Here is a 25,466-nt window from a genome sequence, read left to right as displayed (position 1 = left end):
GCTCACTCACCTCTCTCGACCAGCGGTCCGCCCGGTGCATTGTGCGGGTTCGGCGTGAACCGCACGTCCGGGATCATCGTGCTCGGATCGCGGCCCCACGACTGTTCCAGCGCCCGAAGCAGGCCGGAAATGCCCGTGCCACTGAGGACTCCGTTGTCGATTGCCGACAGCGTCAGATCCACGTTCAGCGACACGTTGATGTAGTCGCCGCGGATCGCCTTCGGCACGTTCTCGATGCTGAACGGCGCGGTTCCGATCACCTTTAGCGCACCGAGCAGGTAGGGGGACGCCTTGCCTAGTTGAACGAGCGGGCGCTGCAGATTCTTCAGGTTGGCAGTGATGTCCGGATTGGCCTGCGACAGCGCGTCGTCTGCTGCCTTGCTGACGCGACCAAGTGCGATCACCGCATCGGCGAACAGATCCCTGGTCTCCGCGAAGTGCTTGATCAGCGGCGGGAACTCGGTCAGTACGCGGTCGAGGGTGTCGTTGCGCTGCGCCACGATGGCCAGCAACCGGTCCGTGGAGTCGATCGCGCGAGTGAGGTCCTGGCGCTGGTTGTTCAACTCCGCGGTGAACGTGTCCAGACGCCCCAAGAACTCGCGGATCTGATCACCGCGACCGGTGAGGAGGTTGGCGACCTCGTTCTGGATCACCTCGAGGTTCGGGATGCCACCCCCGCTGAGGATGGTGCCGATGCTCGCGAGCGTGCGCTCCGTCGTCGGGAACGCGCTCGCGTGGTCGAGCGGAATCGTGTCGCCGCTCTTCAGCATCCGACCCGAGGAGTCTGCCGGCGGATTGAGCTCTACGTGCTGCGAGCCGAGCAGCGAGGTCTGTCCGATCGCGGCCCTGGTGTCGGCGGGCAGCTTCAGATCGGGCTGCACGTCCAGGGTCAACGTCGCGACCCAGTTCTTCAGCTCGATGGCCCGCACGCTGCCGACGAAGACGTCGGCCACGCGGACGCGGCTATTCACGTTGAGCGCCAACGTATCCGGCATCTGCACGTAGATCGTCATGCTGTCCGAACCCGTGCCTGCGCCACCGGGCACCGGAACGTTCGCGATGCCCTTCCAGCCGCACGACGTCAGGATCAACCCCGCGGCGAGCAGTGCTCCACCACGCTTGACGACGGTCCTCAGGTTGAGCCGCTTCGACATCATCATTAGCCAGCTCCTGCTTCAGCGGGCAACGGTGGTCCGGCCGGCGCGGGTGCGGCGGCAGGCGCGGGTCCGGCCGCCGGGGTGATGGCGCCCAGCGGATCGCCGGGGAGCACGCCGGGTGCTGGCGCCGGCGGGGGACCGGGCTGCGGGTACCACGGCGGGGGCAGTGGGCTGTTCTCGCCGTAGGCGTTTGGCGGGCCCGGCAGCCTGCCGTCGTTCACCCCGAATGCCGGTGGCGCGAGCGGCGCCACGATGTCCGGGCCGCCCATCAGTTCGGACAGCGATTCCGGCGTCAGCATGTTCTGCGTGAACGGCTGCACCTCGACACCCTGCATCCCCGGTGCGACGGTCCACCCCGGCTCGTGGTTGCCGTGCGAGAACAGGGTGTCCCTCGAGAAGACGCCGGGAACCGTCGTGTCCTTGTACCCCGGAGGCGGCTGCAACCGGTTCTCGGAGTACGCGATCTGCTTGGGCAGCGTCATCGCCCCGCCGATCTGGTTGAGGCCGAACGGCGGGTAGTTGAACTTGGTGGCATCCAGGATCGGCGCCAGGTACTGCGCGCACAGTTCGGCCGAGTCCTGGTAACCCAGGCGGCTACCCGCCTGGATCGCGCTGCAGAGGAACTGCATCGGGTTGGCGTAGTTGTTGATGGTCGGCAGACCGACGATGCCGCCGGCGTTCGGCGACGCGATGTTGACGACGTTGGCCGCGAGGTTCGGGTAGGCGTGCAGACCCGTCTCCAAGCCCTTGCGCGGTTCGGGCTGCAGGATCGCGTTCGTCACGTCGGCCAGGTTGTTGACGTCCTGGGTCAGCACGGTGGCGTTCTCGTCGAGGAAGCCCCGCGTGGTGGAGAGCAACTGATCGAGGTCCTTGACCGCGTTCGCCACTTCACGGTCGGTATTGGAGAAGGAGTTGGTGAATTGCGCCAAATTGTCGTTCAGCCCAACGATTTGCTGATCGCTCTTGTAGAGCGCGTTCACGAACAACGCCAGGCTCTTGACGACGCCGAAGAGGTCGCCGCGACCCGAGTTCAACGTGCTCAACGCCTCGGACAGGTTGTTCAGCGTCGTGTTGAGTTGCTTGCCCTTGCCGGCGAGACCGTCGGAGAACGACTCGATCACGTCACCGATGGGGCCCTTGGGCTGTTCCTTGGTGGGGCCGAGGTCGGTCAGGAGGCGACTCAGCGAGTCGCGTAGTTCGTCGTATTCGACCGGGACCTGCGTGCGGTCGAGCGGGATGACCGCGCCGCTCTCCATCACCGGGCCACCGGTGTAGGGCGGCGCCAGCTGGATGGTGCGCGAGGCGACCAGGCTGGGATTGAGGATGGACGCGGTGGCGTTCTCGGGGACCTTGTACTTGGACTGGTAGTTGAAGGTCACCCGCATCTTGTCGCCGACGGGCTCGATCTTGTCGATCTTGCCGACCTGCACGCCCATGATCTCGACCTTGTCGCCCGGATACAGCGCCAGCGCCTGCGGGAACTCGGCCACGACGGTGTTCGTCGTCAGCTTCTTGTAGAGCTGCCAGCCGAAGAACCCGGCCACCAGCGCTGCGACCACGATCAGCGAACCGACGATCAGCGCGGTCTTGGTCATCGCGGGCATCTTCATGTTTCGCATAGCCGACATCTCTGCTGCCCCCTAACCTTGTGATCCGGGTGGAAGGAACGGCGGATTGCCGGGCAGCGGTTCGCCTGCGCCGCCGACCTGTGGCCCCGGCCCTGGAGGCGGGATCGGGCCGACGAGCGCGGGCGGCAACGGCGAGGTGCCGTCACCCTGTAGCGATCCCGGAGCGATGTAGGGGTCCGACGGACCCGGTGTGGCCGGAACGGTCCTGGCCCCGGGGGGACCCGGTGCGAACGGCGGCGCGGGGGTGCCCTGCACCGGCGGTGAGAACTCGCCGGGGAACGCGGCGCTCGGCACACCCGGCGCCGGCGGGGGCGCATTCGGGTCGGCAGGCGCACCGAGGACGTCCGGCGGTCCGTAGTTGTTGGCGCCGTACGGGTTCGGGCCGAACGGCCCGTTCTCGGCGCTCGCGCAGGGCAGGGGGTTGCCCGGCGTCGGGTAGTTCCCGGGCGCAGGTGCGTACGAGCACGGCGAGCCGGCGATGACGGCGGGACCAGGATTCTCGGGCGTCCCCTCCAGCGGCGTCGGCGCCGGCGGCGGTGCGCCGTTGGCCTGGCGTTGGCCGTTTGGGTCCGGGTACCGGAAGGACGGCAGGCCGGCGTTACCCCAGAACTCCTCGGGGCTGATGCCACGTTTCTTGAAGGCGGCATCGACCCACGGCTGCAGGATCCAGTACGGCAGCAGGTTGACCAACATGACCTTGAAGAACGGGCCCGAGGCGATGGCCTCCGCCAGTGAGGCGGTGAACTTGCTGAGCGAGGTCAGCGTGTCCGCCAGGTCGAACTTGCGCGCCACCAGGACGTCGCTGATGGTCTTCAGTTGCGTCAGCACGCGATTCAGGTTCGGGTTGTCGTCGACGAAACCCTTGACCTGCGTTGAGAATCGACTGACCCGCTCGAGCAGCATGTCAACCGCGTAGGACCGCTCGTTGATTGCCCCCAACAAGGTATTGGCGTTGACCACGAGCTGGTTGATCTGGCCGCCACGCGTGCCGAGCACTCCGACGATCTTGTTGGCGTTCGCCAACAGTTTCTGGATGTCCTCGTCGCGCTTGCCGATCGTGTCGGAGAACCGCGCGACCCCGTCCAGCGCCGCGCTCAGGTGCGGATAGGTCTGGTCGATGGTCTCGGACAACACGTTGAGCGACTTCTTCACCGACTGGGTGTCCCAGCCGGACGCCGCCTTGGTGAGGTCGGCGAACGCATCGTAGATCTGGTACGGCGTCGTGGTCTGGCCGATTGGCAGCACACCGTTCGCTCGGAGCGCCGTCGAACCCCTCGGCTCGATCTGGAGGTTCTTCCGCCCGAGGATGGTGTCGGTGCGGATGTTGGCCCGGCTGTCGGTACCGACCTTCGTGCCGTCGAGGGTGTACCCGATCACGACTTTGTCGCCGTCGATTTCCGCGGACTGAACCTGGCCGACATCGACGCCTGCGATGCGCACCTTGTCGCCGGGGTTGAGGCCGCCGGTGTCAGCGAACTGCGCGTAGTAGATCGGCTGCGCGAAGATCATCGGCACGCTGGCGAAGCTCTGGCCCACACCGATCACCAGGGTCAAGATGATGATGCCTACGAACCCGTTGCGAATCCGGTTGTCGCCTTCGATACTCCTCATTGCGGTGTGCACCTACCCGATGGCTGAGACCAGACCTTGACCGTGCGGACTGGGCCACCCGGCTGCAAACCGTTCAACTTGAGGGTCACGTCGCAGGCGTAGAAGTTGAAGAAGTCGCCGTAGATGCCACCGGCGCGCCCGATGATCTTCAGGGCGGCGGGAATCTTGATGAGAGTGTCGTTCAACTGTTCCTTCTGGTCGACCAGCGGCTGCTGGAGGATCTCGAGGTTGGTGACCGTCTTCTGCAGCAGCGGACGGTTGTCCCCGAGCAGGTCGGCGATCGAGCCTGCCGCATTGCTGATGTCGGCGACCGACGCCGCGATCGGGTCGGCGCGGTTCTTGAGTCCGGTGACGAGCGTTTCGAAGTTCTGCAGTGTCTCGTCCAACTGTTGCTGGTGCTTGACCGCCGTGGCCAGGACGGTGTTGAGATTCTTGATCACTTCACCGATGGCCTGGTCTTGGTCGGCAAGCGCAGAGGTCAGCGACGCGGTCTGGTCGAGGATGTCGTTGATGGTGCCGCCCTGACCTTGGAAGATCGTGATGATCGATTGGGCGATGTCGTTGACCTTCTGCGGCTCCAACGACCGAAACAGCGGCCGGAACCCGCCGATGAGCGCGTCCAGGTCGAGAGCGGGTTCGGTACGGGTGTCCGGGATGGTGCCGCCGGCCGGCATCTTGGCGTTGTCGTCACCGCGCTTGAGTTCGAGGTAGCGGTCACCGATCAGGTTCAGGTAACGGATCGAGGCCGTCGTGCCCTGGAACAGTTGCAGCGATCGGTCCACGGCGAAGTTGACTTCGACCTCGTTGCCGCCGTTGATGAGTTCGACCTTGGAGACCTTGCCGACCTCAACGCCCGAGGCGCGGACGAACTGCCCCGCCCGGAGGCCGCTGGCGTTCTTGAAGATCGCGGAGTATCCCGTGGTGCGGTCGAACCGCAGCTGACCGAACACCACGATGATGAGCGCGGTGAACAGGAGCAGCACCAGAGAAAGTGCGCCGAGCTTGATCGCTGTACCGGTGATTCTCATGGGTTGATCGTGTTCTCCCCGATTTGGCGTCCCCAGACGTACTCGATGGCGATGGGCTGACCGAGTTCGAGGTGGTTGTACGGAGCGATGCTGGCGCCGGTGTCCATCACCAGATACGGGTTGGGCCACAGGTCACGGGTGACGGGCTGCCAGCACCCCGGCCTTCCCTCGGGTCCGCCGTGGGCGTTAACCCGCGGCAGGTTGTCGGGGTACACGTAGGGGTTGCCCGGAAAGAGAATCTGGGAATGGGTGTTGAGCGAGTAGCCGTTGCCGCCCAGGGAGGAGGCGATCTTCGGCTCGACGTCGTGGTAGTTGCGAATCATGCAGAACAGCATCGGGCTGTACTCGTCGAGCAGCGCGGTGGTCGGACGCAGGTCGGCGGAGCTGCGGACCAGATACGGGCCCGTCTTCTCGAAGACCTCGCCACCAGTGTTGCCGAAGCCGACGGCAGCCATCAACGCCTGATCGATGTTGCCCTGCTCATCGTTGAGCGCCTTCGCCGTGGTGACGGCGTTCTCCAGCCCGTCGAACAGGTTGGGGCCAGCATCCGAGAAGATGTCGGCAACCTGGGCCAGGCGCTGGTTGTCCTGCTGGAGTCGAGGCAGTAGGGGGTTGACGTCGGCCAGGATCGTGTTGCCGTTCTCGAGCGCCTGTCCAAACCGTTCACCCAGTCCGTCGAGGGCCTGCGCGGCCGCCGTCAGGGTCTGGTTCAGCTTGATGGGGTCGACCTTCTCGGCCACCGACACGACCGTCTCGAACAGCGTGTTGAACTCGGTCGTGACGCCGGAGACCTGGATCGGGGTCGAGGAGCTGATGCGCTCCTTGGACGGGTCCTTCGGCGAGGAGAACGCGATGTACTTGTTGCCGAACACCGTGGTCGCCTTGATCTGGGCATCCACGTTCGACGGGATCAAATTCGTGAACTGGCGATCGACGTCGAGGGCGACCTCGGCCCGGGGCTCGCCGTTCTGGTCGATGGCCGAGACGCCGGCCACCCGACCGATCTCGACCCCGTTGAAGGTCACCTTCGAACCCGGGTCCATCGAGAGACCGGACCGCGACGAGATCAACGTGAGCTTCTCGGGATTGGCGAACCCGCCGCGGAACTGCGTCCACACCAGCGCGACGATGACCGCGACGACGAGGAACAGGATGAGCCCGGCCACCTTGTACGGCGGCGTACGCGGCTCGTTGATGGGTGATTGCATCTGTCCTGGAGCAGTCATGGCTACACCGTCAGGTTGAAGTTGGCGTCGGTGCCGTAAAGCGCCATCGATGCGAATAGGACGACTAGGACGATGGCGATCAGCGACGCGCGCATCGAGCGGCCCACGGCCTCGCCGACGCCGACCGGGCCGCCGCTGGCGTAGAAGCCGTAGTAGCAATGGTTGAGCATCACGATCACCGAGATGATGATCGCCTGTACGAACGACCAGGCCACGTCGTCGGGCCGCAGGAACGTCCGGAAGTAGTGCTCGTAGGTGCCGGTCGACTGACCGTAGAACAGCGTCGTGGTGGCTTGAGCCGCCAGGAAGCTCATGATGATCGCCATCGCGTAGAGCGGGATGATGACGACGAAGCCGGCCACTAGGCGGGTCGAGACGAGGTACGAGATCGACTTGATGCCCATCACCTCGAGCGCGTCGATCTCCTCGCTGATGCGCATGGCGCCCAGTTCAGCGGTCGCACCAGCACCGACGGTAGCGGCCAGGGCCTGGCCGGCGACGACCGGCGCGGCGATGCGCACATTGACCAGCGCGGCGAAGAAGCCGGTGAACGCCTCGACACCGATGTTGCCCAGTGACGCGAAGCCCTGGATGGCGATCAGCGAGCCACCCGAGAGGGTGACGAAGCCGACGATGGCGACGGTCCCGCCGATGACCGCCATGGCGCCGGTGCCCATGCCGATCTCGGCGACCAGTCGCAGCATCTCCTTGCGGTAGAAGCGGAACGCGTGGCCGATCGAGCCGACGGCGGTCACGACGAACCAGGCGATGTGACCGATGCTGTCGAGGAAGCGGGCCGGTGAACTCGCGAGCCGCTCGCCGCCCGCGAGGGCGCGGGGGAACCGCGATTTCAGTACTGCAGTGGTCGACATGTCAGCGCCCCGTTCCGAATCGAACGCCGATGGTGGTCATGATGACGTTCACCGCGAACAGCGCGATGATGCAGAGCACCAGGGTCTCGTTGACCGCGGTGCCCACGCCCTTCGCGCCACCGGAGACCGTCAGGCCGCGGTAGCAGCCCACCAGTCCCGCGATCATGCCGAAGATCAGCGCCTTGATCACCGAGATGAGCACCTCCGGGAGTCCGGTGACCAGCGTGAGCGTCGACACATAGGCGCCCGCGGAGATGTTTTGGATGTAGACGCCGAAGACGAAGCCGCCGACCAGCCCGATGGTGATCACGGCGCCGTTGAGGAGGAATGCGACGAGCGTCGAGGCAATTACGCGGGGGACGACGAGGCGGTGGATCGGGTCGATGCCGAGGACTTCGAGTGCGTCGATCTCCTCGCGGATGGTGCGTGCGCCGATGTCCGCGCAAATGGCGGTCGAGCCCGCGCCGGCAACCACCAAGACGGTCACCAGGGGCCCGAGCTGGGTCACCGCACCCAGCGCCGCGCCGGCGCCGGAGATGTCGGCGGCACCGAACTCGGCCAGCAGGATGTTGAGCGTGAAGATGATCAGCACGGTCAACGGGATCGCGACCGCGATGGTCGGCAGGAACGCCACCCGCATCAGGAACCAGCCCTGCAGGATGAACTCGCGGGTCTGGAACGGGCGGCGGAACAGCGCCTTGCCCGTCAGCACGCACATCTTGACGAAGCCACCCACGGCGAGCAGCCCTGGTCGGACCCTGTCGCGAACGGAGTCGGCGAAGCCTGACGTCTGGGCCGTCACCGACGGGTTCCCGTGATCTCGCACCCGGTCTGATGATCGGGCAGGCCGCAACCACTCCGGCGCAACGGCAGAATCTGTCGCACGCCTCCTCCTTGCCCCAGCTCCGTGTGTGTGACCACTGTCTCCCTACTCATGGGTAGTAAGACGGACCACAGGAGAGTACCCGATGGGATCGGCGCGTTGCACCGCATCCGCAGGATTGTCATCTCGCCGTTTGGCAAACTCAACATCGCTGGTCAGCCCTTCGCCGCGCTGGCTGAAACCGTTGGAGCAGAAGAACTTTCGCCGGCGTCAAAGTTTTCGGCCGATCCGAAGCGCACCCTCAGTTCCGTCTTGAGGACCTTACCCGCGGGGTTACGGGGCAATGTCTCGACGACTTCCAGCACCTTCGGATGCTTGTACCGCGCGAGCCGTTCGGTCAGAAATTCGCCGAGTGCCTCGACCGTGAGGCCCAAGTGCCCGGACGCCGCCAGGGCCACGACCGCGACGGGTACCTCGCCCCACTTCGGGTGTGGCCGGCCGATGACGGCGGCTTCGACGATGGACGGATGCGCGGCCAGTGCGTTCTCGACCTCGGCGCAGTAGATGTTCTCGCCTCCGGAGATGATCATGTCCTTCTTCCGGTCGACGACCCAGACGTAGCCCTCGTCGTCCTGGCGAACTAGATCACCCGAGTGGAACCAGCCACCGGCAAAGGCCTCGGCGGTGGCGGCGGGGTTGTTCCAGTAGCCCGCCATCAGCGTCGGCGCCTGGTACACGATCTCTCCCACCTGCCCTCGCGCGACGTCGTTCATGTCCTCGTCGACGACCCTCGCGGCGACGGTCGGGATCACCTTGCCCACCGAGCCCAGCTTTCTGATGGCGTCGTCACCGAGCAGCATGCAGGTCACCGGCGACATCTCGGTCTGCCCGAAGGCGGCAAGGATCTCTGTGCCGGGAAAGGTCTGGGCCATGTCCCGCAGGAGGGTATCGGACGCCGGGGCGGCGCCCCACGACAACATCCGCAGTTTCAGGTCGCGCGGCCTGGTCCGCTGGGCGGCGCACACCGCCTGCCACTGCGCGGGTACCAGGAAGACACCCGTGACACCCTCGCTCTCCAAGACGTCGAGCAGCGTGCCGGGATCGAAGGCGCCGAGCGGATAGAGCACGGTGGGTCGTCCCAGCAGCAGGCCGGTGATGGTGTTGCCGATACCGGCGATGTGGAACAGCGGGACGCCGATGAAGCCGACGTCGTTGTTGAGGTCCGCACCGGTGGTGAACAGGTTGGTCATTGCCTGGCCGGAGAGATTCAGATGAGTGAGCACGGCGCCCTTGGGCCGGCCGGTGGTGCCCGAGGTGTACATGATCAGCGCAGGCGAATCGTTGGGAATGTCGACCGCTGCCGGCTGCTGACCCTCCTCTTCGAGCAGCTCCTCGTACCCGAGCAACCCGTCCTCGGTGGTCCCCCCCGCGACGATGACGTCGGCCAGCGTCGGTTCGAGTTCACGGACGGCAGTCGCGACGGCCGCCAGCACCGGCTCGGTGACGATGACGCGGGCGTCGCAGTCGCTGACCAGGAAGGCGATCTCGGGTGGTGTCATCCGGAAGTTCACCGGTACGGCGATCGCGCCGAGCAGGTTCGCCGCCAGCATCGATTCGATGAACTCGGTGCGGTTGAGCATCAGGATCAGCACGCGGTCGCCGAATCCGACACCGCGGCGGCTCAACGCGCCCGCGAGGGCGGTGACGCGATGGTCGAGCTCGCGCCACGTCGTCGTCCGGCCGAGGAAGCGCAGTGCCGTCGCGTCGGGCTGCATCATGGCGTGGCGGGCGAGCTGGTTGGTCCAGTTCTGCCTGCGGGCCAGGTACGGCTGCCCGGCGGGTCCCGGCGGAGGTGGCGTGGCGATCAACGTCGGCGGCTCCCTGCTGTTCACTTTGCGCGGGTTGCGCGGCGTTGATATTTGATCAAACATGGTGTTGCCCCGGTCACACTATGGCCTCGGCGGCTCGGGGACAACCCACGCCAGCAACACGACAGTGGGGACCCGTGAGAGCTCGAATACCGTGAACGCACCGACCAAACCGCGTCGCGAGCAACTCTCCGACGAGGTGGCCGGACATCTGCGGATCCGCATCATGTCGGGCGTGCTGCGGCCCGGTGCCTTCATCCGGCTCGACGAGACTGCCGCCGCCCTCGGGGTGAGCATCACCCCCGTCCGCGAGGCACTGCGCACGCTGCGCGGTGAGGGCATGGTGCAACTGGAGCCGCATCGCGGCCATGTAGTGAGTGCGTTCACCCGCGGCGACATCGAAGACATCTTCTGGTTGCAAGCCGTGATCGCGGGCCAGCTCGCCCGATCCGCGGCCGAACGGGTCACCGACGACCAGATCGACGAACTGGAACGGTTGGCCGCGACGGCGGCCGACGCGATCGCGCGGCAGCACACCGATGACGTGGTCGACGCCGAGTTCGCCTTCCATCGCGCCTTCAACCGTGCGTCGGGCCGCATCAAGCTGGCGTGGTTCCTGCTGCACGCGGCGAGGTATCTGCCGCCCCACATCTACGCCAACGACCCTCAGTGGGGTCACCACGCGGTGGTCAACCGCCGCAAGATGATCGCCGCCCTGCGCCGTCGTGACGTCGAGACCGTGGTCCGGCTGACGGACGCTCAATTCACCGACGGGGCGCGTCGGCTCACGGCGCGTCTCGACGAACTGGGGCTCTGGACCTAGCGCTCACCGCCGACTGTGGGGCTTACGGCACGGACGACCCGGGCGACGCATCCACGACCCACACACTCGGCGAGCTCAGTGACTGCGGTCAGCCGGCTGTCGCCTCGGCCCGCGTCTTGAGGTTGTCCGCTAGGTGTTCGAGTGCGTCGTTGACGACCTTCTTCACCATCATCGCGGGCACGGGCATCGAGATTTCGACGTCGAGATCGACGGTGAGCAGGCTCGTCGGGCCCATCGCGACGACGGCGAAGCGCTGCTCCTGCTTGGAGAAGAGGTCACCCTGCTGCATGACGGTCTGAATCTGGTTCTCGCCCGGGTAGTAGACCGCCTGTATATAGGTACCGTCCATGCCCTGCACCGAGGTGTCGAGGCGCAATTGGCTGGGCCTGCCGTCGTCGTAGCGCGCCAGGATCCAGCAGCCCTTCACTTCCTCGTTCCACTGCGGGTAGGCCTCGAAGTCCGCGACGATCGCCATGATCGCCTCGGCGGACGCCCCAACCTCGACGGTCTTGCTCACGAGTGGCATCGGGTGAGCATATCGACCGCGGCCTGACACGATGGAGCGCGATGAGCAGAAGGATTCAGGTCGCGGTCCTCGACGACTACCAAGACGTGGCATTGAGCCTGGCGGACTGGTCACCGGTGACGGTGCGCGCCGACGTCACCGTCTTCAATGACCACGTCGCCGATCCCGACGAGCTCGTCGCACGCCTTACCCCGTTCGACGTCGTGTTCTTGATGCGCGAGCGAACACCGTTGCCGCGCAACGTCCTCGAACGGCTTCCCCGACTCCGGATGATCGCCTCGACCGGTAACGTCAACGCCTCGATCGACATGGCTGCGGTCGCGGACCTCGGCATCCACGTCAGCGCCACGGGCGGCAGCATCGGTTCGACCGTCGAGCTCACCTGGGCGCTGATCCTGGCCACCGCGCGCCACCTCGTCGCCGAACGGGAAGCGGTCGCCGAGGGACGTTGGCAGACCACCGTCGGACGGGAACTCGACCGCCGAGTCCTCGGGGTGCTCGGCGTCGGCCGCATCGGCGCCCGGGTGGCGCGCATCGGGGCGGCCTTCGGGATGGACGTAGTGGCGTGGAGCCAAAACCTCACGCCGGAGGCGGCTGGCGAAGTCGGCGCCCGTCACGTGACCCGTGCCGAGTTCTTCGCGACCGCCGACGTGGTGACGATCCATCTCAAGCTCAGCGAGCGCTCCCGTGGCCTGGTCGGTGCCGCCGAACTCGCGGCGATGAAGTCGACGGCGCTGCTGGTCAATACGTCGCGCGGCCCCATCGTCGACGAGGCGGCGCTGATCGCCGCGCTGCGGTCCGGTTCCATCGCGGGGGCGGGTCTCGACGTGTTCGACGTCGAACCGCTGCCCGCGCATCACCCGTTCCGGACCATGGCCAACGTGACGGCCACACCCCATCTCGGTTACGTCGCCGATCGGCCCTACCGGATCTTCTTCCGCGACGCCGTGGCAGCGATCGCGGAGTGGCTCGACGGGTTCGGGTAAATCGCGGTGGTCACCCGTCGGCCACGGTCTCCAGCAGACTACGGATGGCGTCGGGCACGGGGACGGGACGCCGGGTGTCACGGTCGACGTAGACGTGCACCCAATGCCCAACCGCTGCAACGGGTTCGACGTCATCCGGCGCCTCCGGCGGGCGGAAGACCGCCAGGCGGTAGGTGACGCTGCTGTTGCCCAGCCGGGTGACCGCGAGTCCGACGACGAGCGGATCGGGGAACTGTAACTCCGCGAAGTAGCGGCAGCCGGATTCGGCGACTACGCCCAGCCACGGTGCCGTCACCGGGTCGACGCCGATGGTGGTGTTGAGCCAGGCGTTGATCGCCGTGTCGAACAGTTCGTAGTACACCGCGTTGTTGAGATGTCCGAACATGTCGTTGTCCGTCCAACGGGTCAGCACCGGCCAGTGCACCGGGAAGTCCCGCGACGTCAGCTCCCGCTCACCAGCGCTCATGGCCCCATACTTTCAGCCGGTCTCGTTCCCGATGGCAAGCTGTACCCGTGAAGATCCGCGGAGCCGTCCTCGACCAGATCGGCGCACCACCCCGCTACGTCGAGTCCACCCCGTTGACGATCACCGAGCTCGAACTCGCCCCGCCGGGCGACACGGAACTGCTCGTCCGCATCGAGGCGGCAGGGTTGTGCCACTCGGATCTGTCCGTGGTCAACGGCTCCCGCGTCCGGCCGGTGCCGATGCTGCTGGGCCACGAGGCTGCGGGCATCGTCGAGCAGGTCGGCGCCGCAGTCGGTGACCTCGCGGTGGGGCAACGGGTGGTCATGACGTTCCTCCCCCGATGTGGCGAATGCACGGCCTGCGCCACCGACGGCCTCGCCCCCTGCCTTCCCGGCAGCGCGGCCAACGCCGAGGGCGTCCTCCTGGCCGGCGGCACGCGACTGAGCACCGACGCAGGGCCGGTGCTGCACCACCTCGGCGTCTCGGCCTTCGCGACGCACGCCGTGGTCGACCGCCGCTCCGTCGTGCCGGTCGACCGGGACGTTCCAGCCGTGGTGGCGTCGTTGTTGGGCTGCGCGGTGCTGACGGGTGGCGGGGCGGTGCTCAACGCGGGTCAGCCGCGGCCCGGTGACACCGTAGCGATCGTCGGCATGGGCGGGGTGGGCATGGCCGCGTTGATCACCGCACTCGCCCACGACGACGTCGACGTGATCGCCGTCGACCAACTCGCGGACAAGCTCGCGCTCGCGACGAGCCTCGGCGCGTGCACCGCCGTCACGCCCGATCAGGCGGGTGACCTGAAGGCACGCATCGTGATCGAGGCCGCCGGCCACCCCGCCGCCCTGGAGACGGCGATCGCGCTGACTGCGCCGGGTGGCCGCACTGTCACGGTCGGACTGCCCCATCCCGATGCGCGAATCACTCTGTCGCCCTTGGGTTTCGTGGCCGAGGGTAGGTCACTGATCGGCAGCTATCTGGGCTCTACGGTCCCGGCGCGCGACATTCCGCGGTTCGTCGAAATGTGGCGCGCAGGCCGGCTGCCGATCGAGTCACTGGTGTCGGCGACGATCGGCATCGATCAGATCAACGGCGGCATGGACGAGCTCGCCGACGGCCGCGCGGTTCGCCAGATCATCGAGTTCTAGAACCAGGCGTCGCGCATCTCGAGCGTGGTGCGGTCCAGCTGCGCCAAGAGATCCCACTGCGGTGCGGTGCGCGGAAGTTCGTAGCGGAAGAAGTACCGCGCGGCTTGGCGCTTGCCATTGTAGAAATCGCTGGCGAAGTCACCGTCTGCTCTCTCGGCCGCGAGGAATTGCTCCAGCCAGATCCAGGCCATGACGACGTGACCGAACGCCTCCAGGTAGATCGCACTGTTGGCCAGCGCTGCCTCGGGTTCACCGGCGGCGAACATCGCGCCCGTCACGTCGAGCACGCGCTGCCAGGAGGCGGTCAGCGACGAGGCCAGGTCGGCTGCCTCGCCCCCGGCGGCCTCCGCCTGCGCAATGGTCGCGGACACGGTCCCGCCGAGCTCGACGAGACTGGCGCCTCCGCGCTGAGTCACCTTGCGACCCAACAGGTCCAGGCTCTGGATGCCGTGGGTTCCCTCGTGGATGGGGTTCAGCCGGTTGTCACGGTAGTGCTGCTCGACGTCGTACTCGCGGGTGTAGCCGTAGCCGCCGTGGACCTGGATGGCCAGGCTGTTCGCCTCTAGGCACCACTGCGACGGCCAGCTCTTGGCCACCGGCACCAGGATGTCGAGCAGATCGGTGACGTGGGCGGCCTCCTCAGCGGACTCCGCGGTGCGCTGCAGGTCGATCAGCTTGGTGCAGTACAGACCGAGCGCCAGCCCGCCTTCGACATAGGACTTCTGCGCCAACAGCATTCGCTTGACGTCGGCGTGCTCGACGATCGGCACCTGCGGCGTCGACGGATCCTTGACCAGCCTGCCCTGCGGGCGTTCGCGCGCGTACTCGACCGACTTCAGGTAACCGGTGTAGCCCAGCGACACCGCACCCATCCCGACGGCGAGGCGGGCCTCGTTCATCATGTGGAACATGTACATCAGCCCGCGATGGGGTTCCCCGACCAGGTAGCCGACGGCGCCCGGTTCACCGCCCGGCGTGTGGATGCCCTCGCCGAAGTTCAGCACGGTGTTGGTGATACCGCGTTGGCCCATCTTGTGATTCAGCCCGGCGAGCGTGACGTCGTTGCGCTCTCCGATGGCGCCGTCGGGGTCGACGAGGTATTTCGGCACGATGAATAGCGAGATGCCCTTGGTGCCGGCCGGCCCGCCGGGAATCTTCGCCAACACCAGGTTGACGATGTTGTCGGTCAGCTCGTGTTCGGCACCGGAGATCCACATCTTCGAGCCGAACAGCCGGTAGGTGCCGTCGTGCTGGGGCTCCGCCCGGGTCAGGATGTCCGCCAGCGACGAGCCGGCCTGTGTCTCCGAGAGAGCCATCGTGCCCGTGAACCTGCCCGCGAGCATCGGTTTGACGAAGGCCTCGATCTGCTGGTCGTCACCGAACTTCGCGACGAGGTTGGCGTTGGCCACCGTCAGCATCAGGTATCCCGAGGTGCTGACGTTGGCCGCAGAGACGTAGGCGAACGCCGCCTGGGCCACGCAGACCGGCAGCTGGGCGCCGCCGAGGGCCTCGTCCATGCTGGCGCCAATCAGGTCGGCCTGCGCGAAGGCGTCGATGGCTTGCTTCACTTCGCCGATCACCATGACGCGGTCGCCGTCGAAGGTCGGCTCTTGCGCGTCACTCTTCTTGTTGTGCGGCGCGAAGTACTTCTCGGCGAGTTCCTCGCTGAGGTCGAGCACGCCGTCGAACGTGTCGCGGGAGTGCTCGGCGAAGCGTTGCCGCTTGGTCAGCTCGTCGACACGGAGCCATTCGTAGAGCAGGAAGTCGAGGTCGCGCCGCGACAGCAGGGTGGATTTCACGGCGTCTCCGGCAGGTCGATGCCCAGTGGCGCCTCGGTACGCACGGCTTCGTCGCGGATCAGGCCGCGCAACAGGGCGGTGCTGAACTCGACGGCGATCTCCTGCGCGGTGCGGCGGCCCTGCGGCCGTAGCCAGCGGTAGGAGCCCAGGGTCATGCCGATGTATCCGAGGGCCAGCACGTGCGAGTCGCAGTCGTAGAACTCGCCACTGGCGATGCCGCGGTCGATGACGTCGCGGACGTGCTCGTACACCGTGCTCTCCGCCTTGCGGATGTAGGCCACCTGCTCCTCGGTGAACCACTCGGTGATGTAGGGCGCTTCCTGGAAGTAGACGGCGCCGCGTTCGACGTCGCTGGCAATGCCGACCAGCAACCGTCGGGTGAAGTGGTAGATCATCTCGCGCGCCGACGCCGTCGGATCGTCGTGCAGGGCGTCCATCGTGAAGTCGGCGGCGCTCTTGCAGATGTCGAACAGGATGAGGGACTTGCTGGCGTAGTAGTGATACACCGTGGCCTTGTTCAGACCCACCGCGTCGGCGACGTCATCCATCCGGGTGCCGTGGTAGCCCCGTGCCGCGAACAGTTTGGTGGCGACAGCGAGCAGTTCCTCGCGTCGGGTCAAGCCGTTGGACGCCGATGAGCCGCTTGCGCGAAGAGAGTCTGGCTCGGTGGTGGACATGACGACTCACTATATGTATGCCGGGTCCGTCCCCGGGTACCAATCAACTGGTTGGCCAGTTTAGGCAATCGGTCCGATCCCCTGTCCGGCGCGGGACGATCCGGGCTACGATTTGCTCAACACCGTCTCGCTTGGAGGTATTCATGGATCCGAATCCGGACTACGACATCAGCGACGAGGCCGAGTACTTCTTCAACTTCATTCCGTGGGGTCTGCGGGGCGTCTATCCGCCCCCCGCGTACCCGCCGGTCTAGCCCCCGCCACGCCTCGAGGCGATCAAGCAGCGGCGGCCTTCACGGCGCGTCCCACTTCCGCGCGTAGGCGCGTGTATTCGGGTGAACGCCTCAGTTCGTCTGGGTCGATACCCGTGCGCGGAAGGTCGACCGGCAGATCCAACGCCACCTGGCCCGGCCTGCGCGTCAGCACGACGATGCGCGACCCGAGGAACGCCGCTTCATCGGCGCTGTGGGTGACGAACACCGTGGTCCGCCCGGTCTCGGCGCTCACCTGCCGCACGTCCTCCTGAAGTCGCTCCCTGGTGAGGGCGTCCAGCGCCGCGAAGGGTTCGTCGAGCAGGATGAGCGGCGTCTCGGCAGCCAATGCCCTGGCCATGGCCACCCGTTGTTGCTGACCGCCACTGATCTCCCAGATCTTGCGGTCCGTGGTGCCCTCGAGCCCGACGCGGTGCAACAGTTGGTCGCGACGCTCGGCCCGCCGGTCGCGCGCCACGCCCGCGTACTTGAGGGCCAGGTCGACGTTGCCGCCGACCGTCCGCCAGGGGAAGAGCCTGGGTTGCTGGAAGACGACCCCCGCCGTCACGCCAGGTGTCGGCGCGGCCCCGGACACCCGGACTCGTCCCGCAGTCGGCTCCTCGAAGCCGGCGATCAGCCGCAGCAAGGTGCTCTTCCCGCAACCGGAGGCGCCCACCAGGACCAGGAACGCGCCCGGTTCGACGTCGAGGTCCACCGGCCCCACGGCAGTGACGTCACCGTAGCGGTGCGCGAGGTTCTCGATGCGCACGCCGCCGCGGACGGCGCCGACCTTCTCACTGGTTGAGGGCATCGGGCAGTCCCTTGGTGTAGATCGCGTCCTGGAACGTCGTGATCGGGGCTGCTTCCGGAATCTGCTTCTGCTCGGCTAGGAACTTCGATGCGTTCTCCAGGTTGGCCGCCACGTTGCCGGGCGCCCCCTCGGAACCGAGCCACTCCGGAGACGACACCTCGGCGGGCGTCAGGTAGACACCCTGCTTCAGCTGTCCCGCAACGCCTTCCGGGCTCAGGCCGATCTCGGAGGCGATCGCCTTCGCTGCGGCGTCGGGATCGTCCTTGATGGTGGTCAGCGCGCGGGCCTGCTGCTTGCGCCAGATGTCCACGACCTCGGGATGTGCAGAAGCGAAGTCGTCGGCCACCGCGGACAGATCGAGGGTCGGCTTCCCGTCCTTGGCCAGCTGGCGGCTGGTGATGAGGTCCTTACCCGACTTGCGAAGATCGTCGAGCGTCGGCAACCACGTATAGGCGGCGTCGATGTCACCCCGGTCCCAGGCCGCGAGGATGGCCTGCGGCTGCAGGTCGACGAGCTGAACGTCCTTGGTGGACAGGTTGTTCTGGGCCAATGCCGCCAGCAGGCTGTAGTGCGCGGTCGACGCGAACGGCGTCCCGACGCGCTTGCCCTTCAGGTCGGCGATGGTGTTGATGCCGCTGCCGTTGCGCGCCACCAATGCCTCGTTGTCACCGGCCACGTCGAGCACGAAGGCGACCTTGTACGGGATGTTCAGCGGCGCCGACAGTCCGCGGGCGACGGGGCTGGAACCGAGGGCGCCGAAGTCCAGCTCCTTGGCGATGAAGGCGGTGTTGACGTCGGCGCCCGAGTCGAACTTGATCCACTTGACGTTGTAGTCGGGCAGCGCCTCCTCGAGCCACTTGTTGTTCTTGACGATCAAGTCGCCGCTGGGAAACGATTGGTAGCCAATGCGAATGGTCGGCTTGCTGGCGTCCTGGCCGGAATTATCGATCGAGCAACCGGCCAGGGCAAGCGTCGCAACGACCGTCGACACGACCCCCGCAGTGAGCGTCTTGAGGTTCATATCTTGCTAGACCTTTCCTCTCCAAGGGACACTGCGCCGCTCTACGGCGCGAAGTAGACCGTCGATGACCAAGCCCGAGAAGCCGATCGCGAAGATGCCGACCAGCACGACGGGGGTGTTGTTGTAGTTGCTTGCGTCCTTGACCAGTCCGCCGATGCCCGGGATGCCGTTGAAGAGCTCGGCGGCGACCACCGAGGAGTAGGCCATCCCGACCGCCAACCGGATGCCCGTGAAGGTCTCGGGCAGCGCCGATGGCACCACCACGTCACGGATCACCTGCAGGCGCGTCGCCCCGAGCGCTCGCGCGGCCTCGGTGAGGCCAACGGGAGCGCCCATGACCGCGGCCGTAGTGGCGACTGCCGCCGGGGGCAATGCAGCGAGGGCGAGCAGCGTGATCTTCGGCGCTTCGTCGATGCCCAGCCAGATGACGAGCAGGAAGAAATACGCGAGCGGTGGCAGCGCCCGGAGGAAGGTCAGCCACGGCTCGAGCACGCTCCGGACCCAGCCGACCGAGCCCATGACGAGGCCGACCGTCACGCCGAGGCCCACGCCGATGACGACGCCGACCAGCACCCGGCGCAGCGTCATGTAGAGGTGCTCCCACAACAGGTAGCCGGCGTAACCGCGCGTCCCTTCGTGAGTCGTCGAGACGTCGATGAAGGCCTTCCACACCGTGCTCGGGTAGGGGACGAAGGTCTGGTTCCAGAGGCCCGCCGCGGCGACGAGCTGCCACCCGATGCCGAAGACGATGACCGACAGAAGCGGCAGGGCAGCCCTGGTCAGACGGCCGCGCCAGCTGCTCTTCGGGGTGCGGTCACCCGACGAGCCGGCCTGCGACTCGGGCGCGATGTCTACGAAGACGGACATGTACCTGCGACTTTCTGCTTGCGGAGCTGGACGGTATGCGTTCAGCGACGACAGGCGTCAGCAGGCGATGTCGCGGTCACCCGACGTTCTTACCGCCCTGTCAGCAGATCCAGGAACGGCTGCGCTCAGCGGGAGTTTTAGTCGCCACCTTTCAGTCCACCCCCCGGGGGGCGTAAGGTGGTCGGTGTCCACAAGGACATTCCCGTTTAGTGCCAAGCGGGCCACCAAGCCCCGCGATTCCTCTGGGTAGCGCCCTCTTCGTTGAGACTCCTGCGTTGGTTGCACCCTGTATCGCCGCGTGGCCACGGCAAGTCGCCGGTTCCGTCATTGACGGATCGGGTTGCGCGCTGCACTGAGACGACCTCGGTGTGACGCTGCGCCCTTGGATGCCTCTTAGGGAGTCCAAACGTGGAACTTCGTTGCTACACAACCGAACATGCTGAGATCACCGCTTCGTTGGTGATGACGCCATGACCATGCAGATGGAACGACCGCAGACTCGGGCCAATGAGGTCGTCGAGGTCGAGCGGGTCGACGAGTACGCCGACGTCATGGAGATGTTCGACGCGCTGCACCGCACGCCGTCGGACTGCGACGTCGATCGTCAACGAGAGGCGATCTTCAACAGGTGCCTCGCGCTGGCCGATCGCATCGCGCGCCACTACGGCGGGCGCGGCGAGGACATCGAGGATCTGACCCAGGTCGCCAGACTCGGCCTGGTGAAGGCCGTGAACCGGTTCGATCCCAGCAAGGGCTCGCACTTCGTGGCGTTCGCCGTACCCACCATGATGGGCGAGGTGCGTCGGCACTTCCGCGACCACGGCTGGTCGATGCATGTGCCCCGTCGCCTCAAGGATCGCCATGGGCACATCACGAGGGCGACGATGGAACTGACCCAGAAGTACGGGCGCGCGCCCACTGCGGGTCAATTGGCCGAGGTCCTCGAGATGACCCGCGAGGACATCGTCGACAGCATGCTGGCGGCGGAGGCGTACCGCGTCCACTCCATCGATGCTCCCGTGTCCAGCGGCGACTCGGCGCCCAGGATGGTCTCCGATACCGTCGGGGACGTCGACACCGCGTTTGACCGCATCACCGATCAGGAGACCGTGCGGCCGCTGCTCGCCGCACTGCCCGAACGTGAGCGCACCGTGCTCTACCTGCGCTTCTTCGAGTCCATGACGCAGAGCCAGATCGCCGACCGGATCGGCGTGTCCCAGATGCACATCTCGCGCATCTTGGAGAAGACCCTGCGGGAGCTACGCCACCAGCTGTAGAGCCCGCACCCGATGGGGCCCCTCCCTGGAATCCGGGGGAGGGGCCTCGCTTTTCGTCGAGCCGGGGTCGCTACCGCCGAATCGTCTTGGTCTTGTCCACGATTCGCGCCCACCCCGTCTTGATCGCGGCGGACACCCTGGCGACTGTCTCGGCGAACCATGCCGCGCCCCGTCGGCGACGCAGCTCGAAGACGCTGGGTAGCGCCAGCGGCGGGGGCACCACCAACGCGTCGACCGCCGCCGTGAAGTCAGGTGTCATCGGACTGTGGACTTCGCAGTAGGCCTCACCGCACCGTCCGCAGTGCACCTCGTAGCGCACCGAATTGGGCCCGGATTCGACGAACGTGTAATCCGCGACCGCGACGCATCGTGGACACCGCGCGAGTCCACGTTCCACCACTACGCTCATTGAGTAGCCCTTCTCAGCTCCAACCCCGGAAACTCCACTGCTGGCCATCGTGACGCCGCAGAGACGTCCGAGCGACGGGCTCGAGGATCTCGATATGCGATCGGTGCCCAATCGAGATGCCGCCCTGCGGGATGATGGCGTGATGACCGAGGTGCACGGACGGGTATGGAAAGCCGGCAAACCAGTGGAGGGCTTCACCTTCTCGGCCATCTCGGACTGCCTCGCCGACGACGACCTCCTGGTATGGGCCGACGTCTACGACCCGGATCACGATGCGCTCAGCGCGCTGGCACACGAACTGGGACTGAACATCTGGGCGGTCGAGGATGCCATCGCGCCCAACGAGCGCACCAAGGCCACCGTGTACCGGACGCATACCTTCTTCACGGTCTACGCGGTGCAGTCACTGGCCAACGGACCCGATGACGACACGACGTCATCCCTTGTGATGCATCGCATTTCGGCGTTCGTGCTACCGCGCGGACTCATCACGGTTCGACTGCCACCGAGCGCGGGCGACGATCCGGGCTTCGGCATGGACGAGGTCTCGCAGCGGTTCGACGAGCTCGGGGGTCAGGAACACGGCGTCGGCGCACTGGTCCACGGGCTGCTCGACGTCGTGGTCGACGGGCACTTCGACGCCGTGCAGACCCTCGACGACGACATCGAGTCACTCGAGGACGAGCTGTTCGCCGACGACGGACCACGGCACGGTTTGCAGCGGCGAACCTTTCGCTGCCGCAAGGACCTCGTCGAGCTGCGCAGGGTGGTGTTGCCGATGCGCGAGGTGGTCAGTGCCATCAAGAGTCGACGGATGGACGCGAAGACCTCGCCGGAGCTCAACCCGCTCTACGACGACCTTTACGACCACGTGCTGCGCGCCTCGGAGTGGACGGAGTCGTTGCGCGACATGGTCACGACCGTCTTCGAGACGAACCTCTCGCTGCAGGACGCCCATTTGAACACCGTCATGAAGAAGCTCACCGGCTGGGCGGCCATCATCGCCGTCCCCACCGCCGTCACGGGGTTCTACGGGCAGAACGTCGAGTACCCGGGGATCAACACGGTTGCGGGTTTCATCGCCAGCTCGGTCGTGATCCTGGCGGCCGTCGCCCTGCTGTACGTCATGTTCCGCAGGCGCGACTGGCTCTGACCCCCAGAGGGGTTGGCGAGTCGCTCGCGAGCAAATGCGAGACTCTTGGCATGATCATCGGGATACCGCGCGAGTCTCACGTGGGTGAAACGCGTGTCGCCGCCACGCCGCAGACCGTCGGACAACTCATCAAACTGGGCTACTCCGTCGTCGTCGAGTCCGGAGCGGGCGTCGCCTCCAGCTTCTCCGATGCCGCCTACGTCGAGGCAGGCGCAGACATCGGTCAGACCTGGGCCGCCGACGTGATACTCAAGGTCAACGCACCGTCGGACGGCGAGATCGCCTCGCTGAAGGACGGCGCCACGTTGGTCGGCCTGATCTCCCCGGCACTGAACCCGGAGCTGGTCGCGAAACTGTCCGCCCGCCCGATCACGGTGCTGGCAATGGACGCCGTTCCGCGCATCTCCCGCGCGCAGTCGCTGGACGTGCTGTCGTCGATGGCGAACATTGCCGGCTACCGGGCCGTCGTCGAGGCCGCGCACACCTTCGGCCGGTTCTTCACTGGCCAGGTGACCGCTGCGGGCAAGGTCCCGCCGGCCAAGGTGCTCGTCGTGGGCGCCGGAGTCGCTGGACTGGCCGCCATCGGCGCGGCGGGCAGCATGGGCGCCATCGTGCTGGCCACCGATCCGCGGCCCGAGGTCGCCGATCAGGTGAAGTCGCTCGGCGGCGAGTACCTGTACGTCGACCCGGAGATGGCCGAGATCTCCGCTACCGGCTACGCCAAGGAGATGGGTGACGACTACAAGGTCCGCGAGGCGGCGTTGTACGCAGAACAGGCCCGAGACGCCGACATCATCATCACGACTGCGCTGATCCCGGGCCGGCCGGCACCCCGCATCATCACCGCGGAGATGGTCGCCTCGATGAAGTCGGGCAGCGTGATCGTCGACATGGCCGCGGCCAACGGCGGCAACGTCGAGGGCACCGTCAAGGATCAGGCAATCGTCACCGACAACGGCGTGACCATCATCGGCTACACCGATCTCGCCGGTCGACTACCCGCCACCGCCTCGCAGCTCTACGGCACCAACCTGGTGAACCTGCTCAAGCTCCTCACCCCGGAGAAGGACGGGGAGCTCACCCTAGATTTCGACGACGTGGTGCAGCGGTCGGTGACCGTCGTGCGCGACGGTGAGACCACCTGGCCGCCGCCACCGGTTCAGGTGTCCGCGGCGCCCGCTGCTGCCGCTGCCGCACCGGTCCAGCCCAAGGCCGTCAAGGAACCGATGACCGCGGGACGCCGACTGGGCATCGCGTTCGCCGCCGCGGCGGTGCTGTTCGCGCTCATCGCGCTGTCCCCGGCGGCGCTACAGGTGCACCTGACCGTCTTCGCCCTGGCGATCGTGATTGGTTACTACGTGATCGGCAAGGTGCACCACGCGTTGCACACGCCGCTGATGTCGGTGACCAATGCCATCTCGGGCATCATCGTCGTCGGCGCGCTGCTGCAGATCGGCCATGGCGACCCGATAATCACCGCACTCGCGACCGTCGCCATCCTGCTTGCCAGCATCAACGTCTTCGGTGGCTTCGCGGTCACGCGCCGCATGCTGGCGATGTTCTCGCGCAGCTGACCACGCTCGCCTTCCCCTGAGTCTCCCCCTTATCGGAGGATCGAATGTTCACGCTAGAGACCACTGCCACCGCGGCCTACATCGTCGCGGCCCTCCTGTTCATCCTGGCCTTGGCCGGGTTGTCCAAGCACGAGACGTCCAGGTCCGGCAACACCTTCGGCATCGCAGGCATGGCGGTGGCGCTCGTCGCCACCATCGCGCTGGCGATCAGCCGCCACATCGAGCCACTGGGCATCGGCCTGCTGATCGGCGCGATGGCCATCGGCGCAGCGATCGGGCTGTGGCGGGCGCGTGTGGTCGAGATGACCGGGATGCCCGAACTGATCGCGCTGCTGCACTCGTTCGTCGGTCTGGCCGCCGTGCTGGTCGGCTGGAACGGCTACCTACACGTCGAAGGTGACCTCGCCGGGGCCGAGGCGGGCGTACTCGACGGCCAGGGCCTGCTGGGCATCCACTCCGCCGAGGTGTTCATCGGCGTGTTCATCGGCGCAGTCACGTTCACGGGTTCGATCGTGGCCAACCTCAAGCTGTCGGCCCGCATCAAGTCCACACCGTTGATGCTGCCGGGCAAGAACTTCCTCAACATCGGTGCGCTGGTGCTGTTCTTCGTGCTGACCGTGTGGTTCGTCATCTCGCCGCAGCTGTGGCTCCTCATCGCCGTCACCGTGCTGGCCCTGCTGCTCGGTTGGCATTTGGTCGCCTCGATCGGCGGCGGCGACATGCCCGTCGTCGTGTCGATGCTGAACAGCTACTCGGGCTGGGCCGCGGCGGCGTCGGGCTTCCTGCTGTCCAACGACCTGCTGATCGTCACCGGCGCGCTCGTCGGATCCTCCGGTGCCTATCTGTCCTACATCATGTGCAAGGCGATGAACCGGTCGTTCATCTCGGTCATCGCCGGCGGCTTCGGGATCGAAGCCGGACCGGCCGACGACAAGGACTACGGCGAACACCGCGAGATCACCGCCGAGGGCGCCGCCGAACTGCTCAACTCCGCCAAGTCGGTCATCATCACCCCCGGCTACGGCATGGCCGTCGCACAGGCCCAGTACGGCGTCGCCGAACTGACCCGCAAGCTGCGCGAGCGCGGCGTCGAGGTCCGCTTCGGCATCCACCCCGTCGCCGGTCGCCTGCCCGGTCACATGAACGTGCTCCTCGCCGAGGCCAAGGTGCCCTACGACATCGTGCTCGAGATGGACGAGATCAACGACGACTTCGACGGCACCAGCGTCGTCCTCGTCATCGGCGCCAACGACACCGTCAACCCGGCCGCAAACGACGATCCCACCAGCCCCATCGCGGGCATGCCGGTGCTAACGGTGTGGAACGCCGACAACGTGATCGTCTTCAAGCGCTCCATGGCGTCGGGCTACGCCGGTGTGCAGAACCCCCTCTTCTTTCGGGAGAACACCCAGATGCTCTTCGGCGACGCCAAGGACCGGGTCGACGCCATCAACGCCGCGCTGTAACT

General features: G+C 66.4%; 24 protein-coding genes. 8 read left to right on the top strand and 16 right to left on the bottom strand.

Features of this window, described 5'->3' with window-relative positions; translation table 11 throughout:
- Positions 1-2: 2 nt before the first annotated feature.
- The 8 genes from QUE68_RS00765 to fadD5 all read right to left on the bottom strand — a co-directional run bounded on the left by QUE68_RS00765 (position 3) and on the right by fadD5 (position 10,123).
- Complete coding sequence (locus QUE68_RS00765) at positions 3-1,154, bottom strand: virulence factor Mce family protein (RefSeq protein ID WP_284230546.1); 1,152 nt, start codon at positions 1,152-1,154, stop codon at positions 3-5.
- A gap of 5 nt (positions 1,155-1,159) precedes the next feature.
- On the bottom strand, positions 1,160-2,752 hold the full coding sequence (locus tag QUE68_RS00760) for a virulence factor Mce family protein (protein WP_284232147.1): 1,593 nt from the start codon (positions 2,750-2,752) through the stop codon (positions 1,160-1,162).
- A gap of 45 nt (positions 2,753-2,797) precedes the next feature.
- Positions 2,798-4,396, bottom strand: coding sequence for a virulence factor Mce family protein (locus QUE68_RS00755; RefSeq protein WP_284224066.1), 1,599 nt, complete (start codon positions 4,394-4,396; stop codon positions 2,798-2,800).
- Complete coding sequence (locus QUE68_RS00750) at positions 4,393-5,424, bottom strand: MCE family protein (protein ID WP_284224065.1); 1,032 nt, start codon at positions 5,422-5,424, stop codon at positions 4,393-4,395. Before QUE68_RS00750 ends, QUE68_RS00755 begins: the two co-directional genes overlap by 4 nt.
- Positions 5,421-6,650, bottom strand: coding sequence for an MCE family protein (locus QUE68_RS00745; RefSeq protein ID WP_454786195.1), 1,230 nt, complete (start codon positions 6,648-6,650; stop codon positions 5,421-5,423). Before QUE68_RS00745 ends, QUE68_RS00750 begins: the two co-directional genes overlap by 4 nt.
- Positions 6,651-6,652: 2 nt before the next feature.
- Complete coding sequence (locus QUE68_RS00740; protein ID WP_284224064.1) at positions 6,653-7,522, bottom strand: MlaE family ABC transporter permease; 870 nt, start codon at positions 7,520-7,522, stop codon at positions 6,653-6,655.
- Position 7,523: 1 nt separating this feature from the next.
- Positions 7,524-8,324: an MlaE family ABC transporter permease gene (locus QUE68_RS00735; RefSeq protein ID WP_284234646.1), complete on the bottom strand. Its 801-nt coding sequence runs from the start codon at positions 8,322-8,324 to the stop codon at positions 7,524-7,526.
- Between the two features lie 236 nt (positions 8,325-8,560).
- Complete coding sequence (fadD5, locus tag QUE68_RS00730; RefSeq protein WP_286275976.1) at positions 8,561-10,123, bottom strand: fatty-acid--CoA ligase FadD5; 1,563 nt, start codon at positions 10,121-10,123, stop codon at positions 8,561-8,563.
- Positions 10,124-10,367: 244 nt separating this feature from the next.
- On the opposite strand from fadD5, the gene QUE68_RS00725 reads away from it, so the two are divergent.
- Complete coding sequence (locus tag QUE68_RS00725; protein ID WP_284232144.1) at positions 10,368-11,036, top strand: GntR family transcriptional regulator; 669 nt, start codon at positions 10,368-10,370, stop codon at positions 11,034-11,036.
- 88 nt (positions 11,037-11,124) lie between these two features.
- Here QUE68_RS00725 and QUE68_RS00720 read toward each other — a convergent pair whose 3' ends face one another.
- Complete coding sequence (locus QUE68_RS00720) at positions 11,125-11,562, bottom strand: SRPBCC family protein (protein WP_284232142.1); 438 nt, start codon at positions 11,560-11,562, stop codon at positions 11,125-11,127.
- 41 nt (positions 11,563-11,603) lie between these two features.
- Between QUE68_RS00720 and QUE68_RS00715 the strand changes: the two genes are divergently transcribed.
- Positions 11,604-12,548 (top strand): D-2-hydroxyacid dehydrogenase family protein, encoded by a 945-nt coding sequence (locus QUE68_RS00715; RefSeq protein ID WP_284232140.1) that lies wholly within the window; start codon positions 11,604-11,606, stop codon positions 12,546-12,548.
- 10 nt (positions 12,549-12,558) lie between these two features.
- Here QUE68_RS00715 and QUE68_RS00710 read toward each other — a convergent pair whose 3' ends face one another.
- Entirely contained in the window at positions 12,559-13,014 is a 456-nt protein-coding gene (locus tag QUE68_RS00710) for an acyl-CoA thioesterase (protein WP_284232139.1), read from the bottom strand.
- A gap of 47 nt (positions 13,015-13,061) precedes the next feature.
- Between QUE68_RS00710 and QUE68_RS00705 the strand changes: the two genes are divergently transcribed.
- Positions 13,062-14,159, top strand: a complete 1,098-nt coding sequence (locus QUE68_RS00705) for an alcohol dehydrogenase catalytic domain-containing protein (protein ID WP_284232138.1) — start codon at positions 13,062-13,064, stop codon at positions 14,157-14,159.
- On the opposite strand, the gene QUE68_RS00700 is transcribed toward QUE68_RS00705, so the two are convergent.
- Both QUE68_RS00700 and QUE68_RS00695 read right to left on the bottom strand, forming a co-directional pair.
- The gene (locus QUE68_RS00700) at positions 14,156-15,958 is read right to left on the bottom strand and encodes an acyl-CoA dehydrogenase (protein ID WP_286275011.1); all 1,803 of its coding nucleotides are present in this window, start codon (positions 15,956-15,958) and stop codon (positions 14,156-14,158) included. The two genes, QUE68_RS00705 and QUE68_RS00700, sit on opposite strands and share 4 nt — an antisense overlap.
- A complete protein-coding gene (locus QUE68_RS00695) occupies positions 15,955-16,635 on the bottom strand; it encodes a TetR/AcrR family transcriptional regulator (RefSeq protein WP_286275010.1) in 681 nt (226 codons plus the stop codon). The genes QUE68_RS00700 and QUE68_RS00695 overlap by 4 nt, the downstream gene beginning before the upstream one ends.
- A 143-nt stretch (positions 16,636-16,778) precedes the next feature.
- Here QUE68_RS00695 and QUE68_RS00690 point away from each other — a divergent pair, with 143 nt between their 5' ends.
- Positions 16,779-16,889 carry a hypothetical protein gene (locus QUE68_RS00690; RefSeq protein WP_140690056.1) on the top strand — a complete coding sequence of 37 codons (111 nt, stop codon included), beginning with the start codon at positions 16,779-16,781 and terminating at the stop codon, positions 16,887-16,889.
- Positions 16,890-16,911: 22 nt separating this feature from the next.
- Here the strand turns inward: QUE68_RS00690 and QUE68_RS00685 are convergent, their stop codons facing one another.
- The 3 genes from QUE68_RS00685 to QUE68_RS00675 are packed head-to-tail and all read right to left on the bottom strand — an operon-like array spanning position 16,912 to position 19,585.
- On the bottom strand, positions 16,912-17,697 hold the full coding sequence (locus tag QUE68_RS00685; protein WP_286275009.1) for an ABC transporter ATP-binding protein: 786 nt from the start codon (positions 17,695-17,697) through the stop codon (positions 16,912-16,914).
- The gene (locus QUE68_RS00680) at positions 17,681-18,718 is read right to left on the bottom strand and encodes a taurine ABC transporter substrate-binding protein (protein WP_286275008.1); all 1,038 of its coding nucleotides are present in this window, start codon (positions 18,716-18,718) and stop codon (positions 17,681-17,683) included. Before QUE68_RS00680 ends, QUE68_RS00685 begins: the two co-directional genes overlap by 17 nt.
- 6 nt (positions 18,719-18,724) lie before the next feature.
- Positions 18,725-19,585: an ABC transporter permease gene (locus QUE68_RS00675; RefSeq protein ID WP_286275007.1), complete on the bottom strand. Its 861-nt coding sequence runs from the start codon at positions 19,583-19,585 to the stop codon at positions 18,725-18,727.
- A gap of 470 nt (positions 19,586-20,055) precedes the next feature.
- Between QUE68_RS00675 and QUE68_RS00670 the strand changes: the two genes are divergently transcribed.
- The gene (locus tag QUE68_RS00670) at positions 20,056-20,862 is read left to right on the top strand and encodes a SigB/SigF/SigG family RNA polymerase sigma factor (protein ID WP_286275006.1); all 807 of its coding nucleotides are present in this window, start codon (positions 20,056-20,058) and stop codon (positions 20,860-20,862) included.
- 70 nt (positions 20,863-20,932) lie between these two features.
- Here QUE68_RS00670 and QUE68_RS00665 read toward each other — a convergent pair whose 3' ends face one another.
- On the bottom strand, positions 20,933-21,271 hold the full coding sequence (locus QUE68_RS00665; protein WP_286275005.1) for a hypothetical protein: 339 nt from the start codon (positions 21,269-21,271) through the stop codon (positions 20,933-20,935).
- A gap of 142 nt (positions 21,272-21,413) precedes the next feature.
- Between QUE68_RS00665 and QUE68_RS00660 the strand changes: the two genes are divergently transcribed.
- From QUE68_RS00660 to pntB, 3 genes are read left to right on the top strand one after another with little or no spacing between them, the layout of a single operon-like run.
- Positions 21,414-22,424, top strand: coding sequence for a magnesium transporter CorA family protein (locus QUE68_RS00660; protein WP_284234645.1), 1,011 nt, complete (start codon positions 21,414-21,416; stop codon positions 22,422-22,424).
- A gap of 50 nt (positions 22,425-22,474) precedes the next feature.
- A complete protein-coding gene (locus tag QUE68_RS00655; protein ID WP_284232134.1) occupies positions 22,475-23,998 on the top strand; it encodes a Re/Si-specific NAD(P)(+) transhydrogenase subunit alpha in 1,524 nt (507 codons plus the stop codon).
- A 44-nt stretch (positions 23,999-24,042) separates the two neighbouring features.
- Positions 24,043-25,464, top strand: a complete 1,422-nt coding sequence (gene pntB / locus QUE68_RS00650) for a Re/Si-specific NAD(P)(+) transhydrogenase subunit beta (protein WP_284232133.1) — start codon at positions 24,043-24,045, stop codon at positions 25,462-25,464.
- The last annotated feature ends 2 nt before the right edge of the window (positions 25,465-25,466 follow it).

Origin of the sequence: Mycolicibacterium sp. TUM20985 (assembly GCF_030295745.1) — a bacterium.
In the GTDB taxonomy this organism is placed as follows: domain Bacteria; phylum Actinomycetota; class Actinomycetes; order Mycobacteriales; family Mycobacteriaceae; genus Mycobacterium.
Note: the sequence above shows the minus strand (reverse complement) of the source record. Positions and strands in the feature narration are given on the sequence as shown.

Excerpts from the sequence above, each read along its gene's own strand:
- QUE68_RS00765 (WP_284230546.1), bottom strand. The coding sequence starts at position 1,154 with ATGTCGAAGCGGCTCAACCTGAGGACCGTCGTCAAGCGTGGTGGAGCA.
- QUE68_RS00760 (WP_284232147.1), bottom strand. The coding sequence starts at position 2,752 with ATGACCAAGACCGCGCTGATCGTCGGTTCGCTGATCGTGGTCGCAGCG.
- QUE68_RS00755 (WP_284224066.1), bottom strand. The coding sequence starts at position 4,396 with ATGAGGAGTATCGAAGGCGACAACCGGATTCGCAACGGGTTCGTAGGC.
- QUE68_RS00750 (WP_284224065.1), bottom strand. The coding sequence starts at position 5,424 with ATGAGAATCACCGGTACAGCGATCAAGCTCGGCGCACTTTCTCTGGTG.
- QUE68_RS00745 (WP_454786195.1), bottom strand. The coding sequence starts at position 6,650 with ATGACTGCTCCAGGACAGATGCAATCACCCATCAACGAGCCGCGTACG.
- QUE68_RS00740 (WP_284224064.1), bottom strand. The coding sequence starts at position 7,522 with ATGTCGACCACTGCAGTACTGAAATCGCGGTTCCCCCGCGCCCTCGCG.
- fadD5 (WP_286275976.1), bottom strand. The coding sequence starts at position 10,123 with ATGATGCAGCCCGACGCGACGGCACTGCGCTTCCTCGGCCGGACGACG.
- QUE68_RS00720 (WP_284232142.1), bottom strand. The coding sequence starts at position 11,562 with ATGCCACTCGTGAGCAAGACCGTCGAGGTTGGGGCGTCCGCCGAGGCG.
- QUE68_RS00715 (WP_284232140.1), top strand. The coding sequence starts at position 11,604 with ATGAGCAGAAGGATTCAGGTCGCGGTCCTCGACGACTACCAAGACGTG.
- QUE68_RS00710 (WP_284232139.1), bottom strand. The coding sequence starts at position 13,014 with ATGAGCGCTGGTGAGCGGGAGCTGACGTCGCGGGACTTCCCGGTGCAC.
- QUE68_RS00695 (WP_286275010.1), bottom strand. The coding sequence starts at position 16,635 with ATGTCCACCACCGAGCCAGACTCTCTTCGCGCAAGCGGCTCATCGGCG.
- QUE68_RS00690 (WP_140690056.1), top strand. The coding sequence starts at position 16,779 with ATGGATCCGAATCCGGACTACGACATCAGCGACGAGGCCGAGTACTTC.
- QUE68_RS00685 (WP_286275009.1), bottom strand. The coding sequence starts at position 17,697 with ATGCCCTCAACCAGTGAGAAGGTCGGCGCCGTCCGCGGCGGCGTGCGC.
- QUE68_RS00680 (WP_286275008.1), bottom strand. The coding sequence starts at position 18,718 with ATGAACCTCAAGACGCTCACTGCGGGGGTCGTGTCGACGGTCGTTGCG.
- QUE68_RS00675 (WP_286275007.1), bottom strand. The coding sequence starts at position 19,585 with ATGTCCGTCTTCGTAGACATCGCGCCCGAGTCGCAGGCCGGCTCGTCG.
- QUE68_RS00670 (WP_286275006.1), top strand. The coding sequence starts at position 20,056 with ATGACCATGCAGATGGAACGACCGCAGACTCGGGCCAATGAGGTCGTC.
- QUE68_RS00665 (WP_286275005.1), bottom strand. The coding sequence starts at position 21,271 with ATGAGCGTAGTGGTGGAACGTGGACTCGCGCGGTGTCCACGATGCGTC.
- QUE68_RS00660 (WP_284234645.1), top strand. The coding sequence starts at position 21,414 with ATGACCGAGGTGCACGGACGGGTATGGAAAGCCGGCAAACCAGTGGAG.
- QUE68_RS00655 (WP_284232134.1), top strand. The coding sequence starts at position 22,475 with ATGATCATCGGGATACCGCGCGAGTCTCACGTGGGTGAAACGCGTGTC.
- pntB (WP_284232133.1), top strand. The coding sequence starts at position 24,043 with ATGTTCACGCTAGAGACCACTGCCACCGCGGCCTACATCGTCGCGGCC.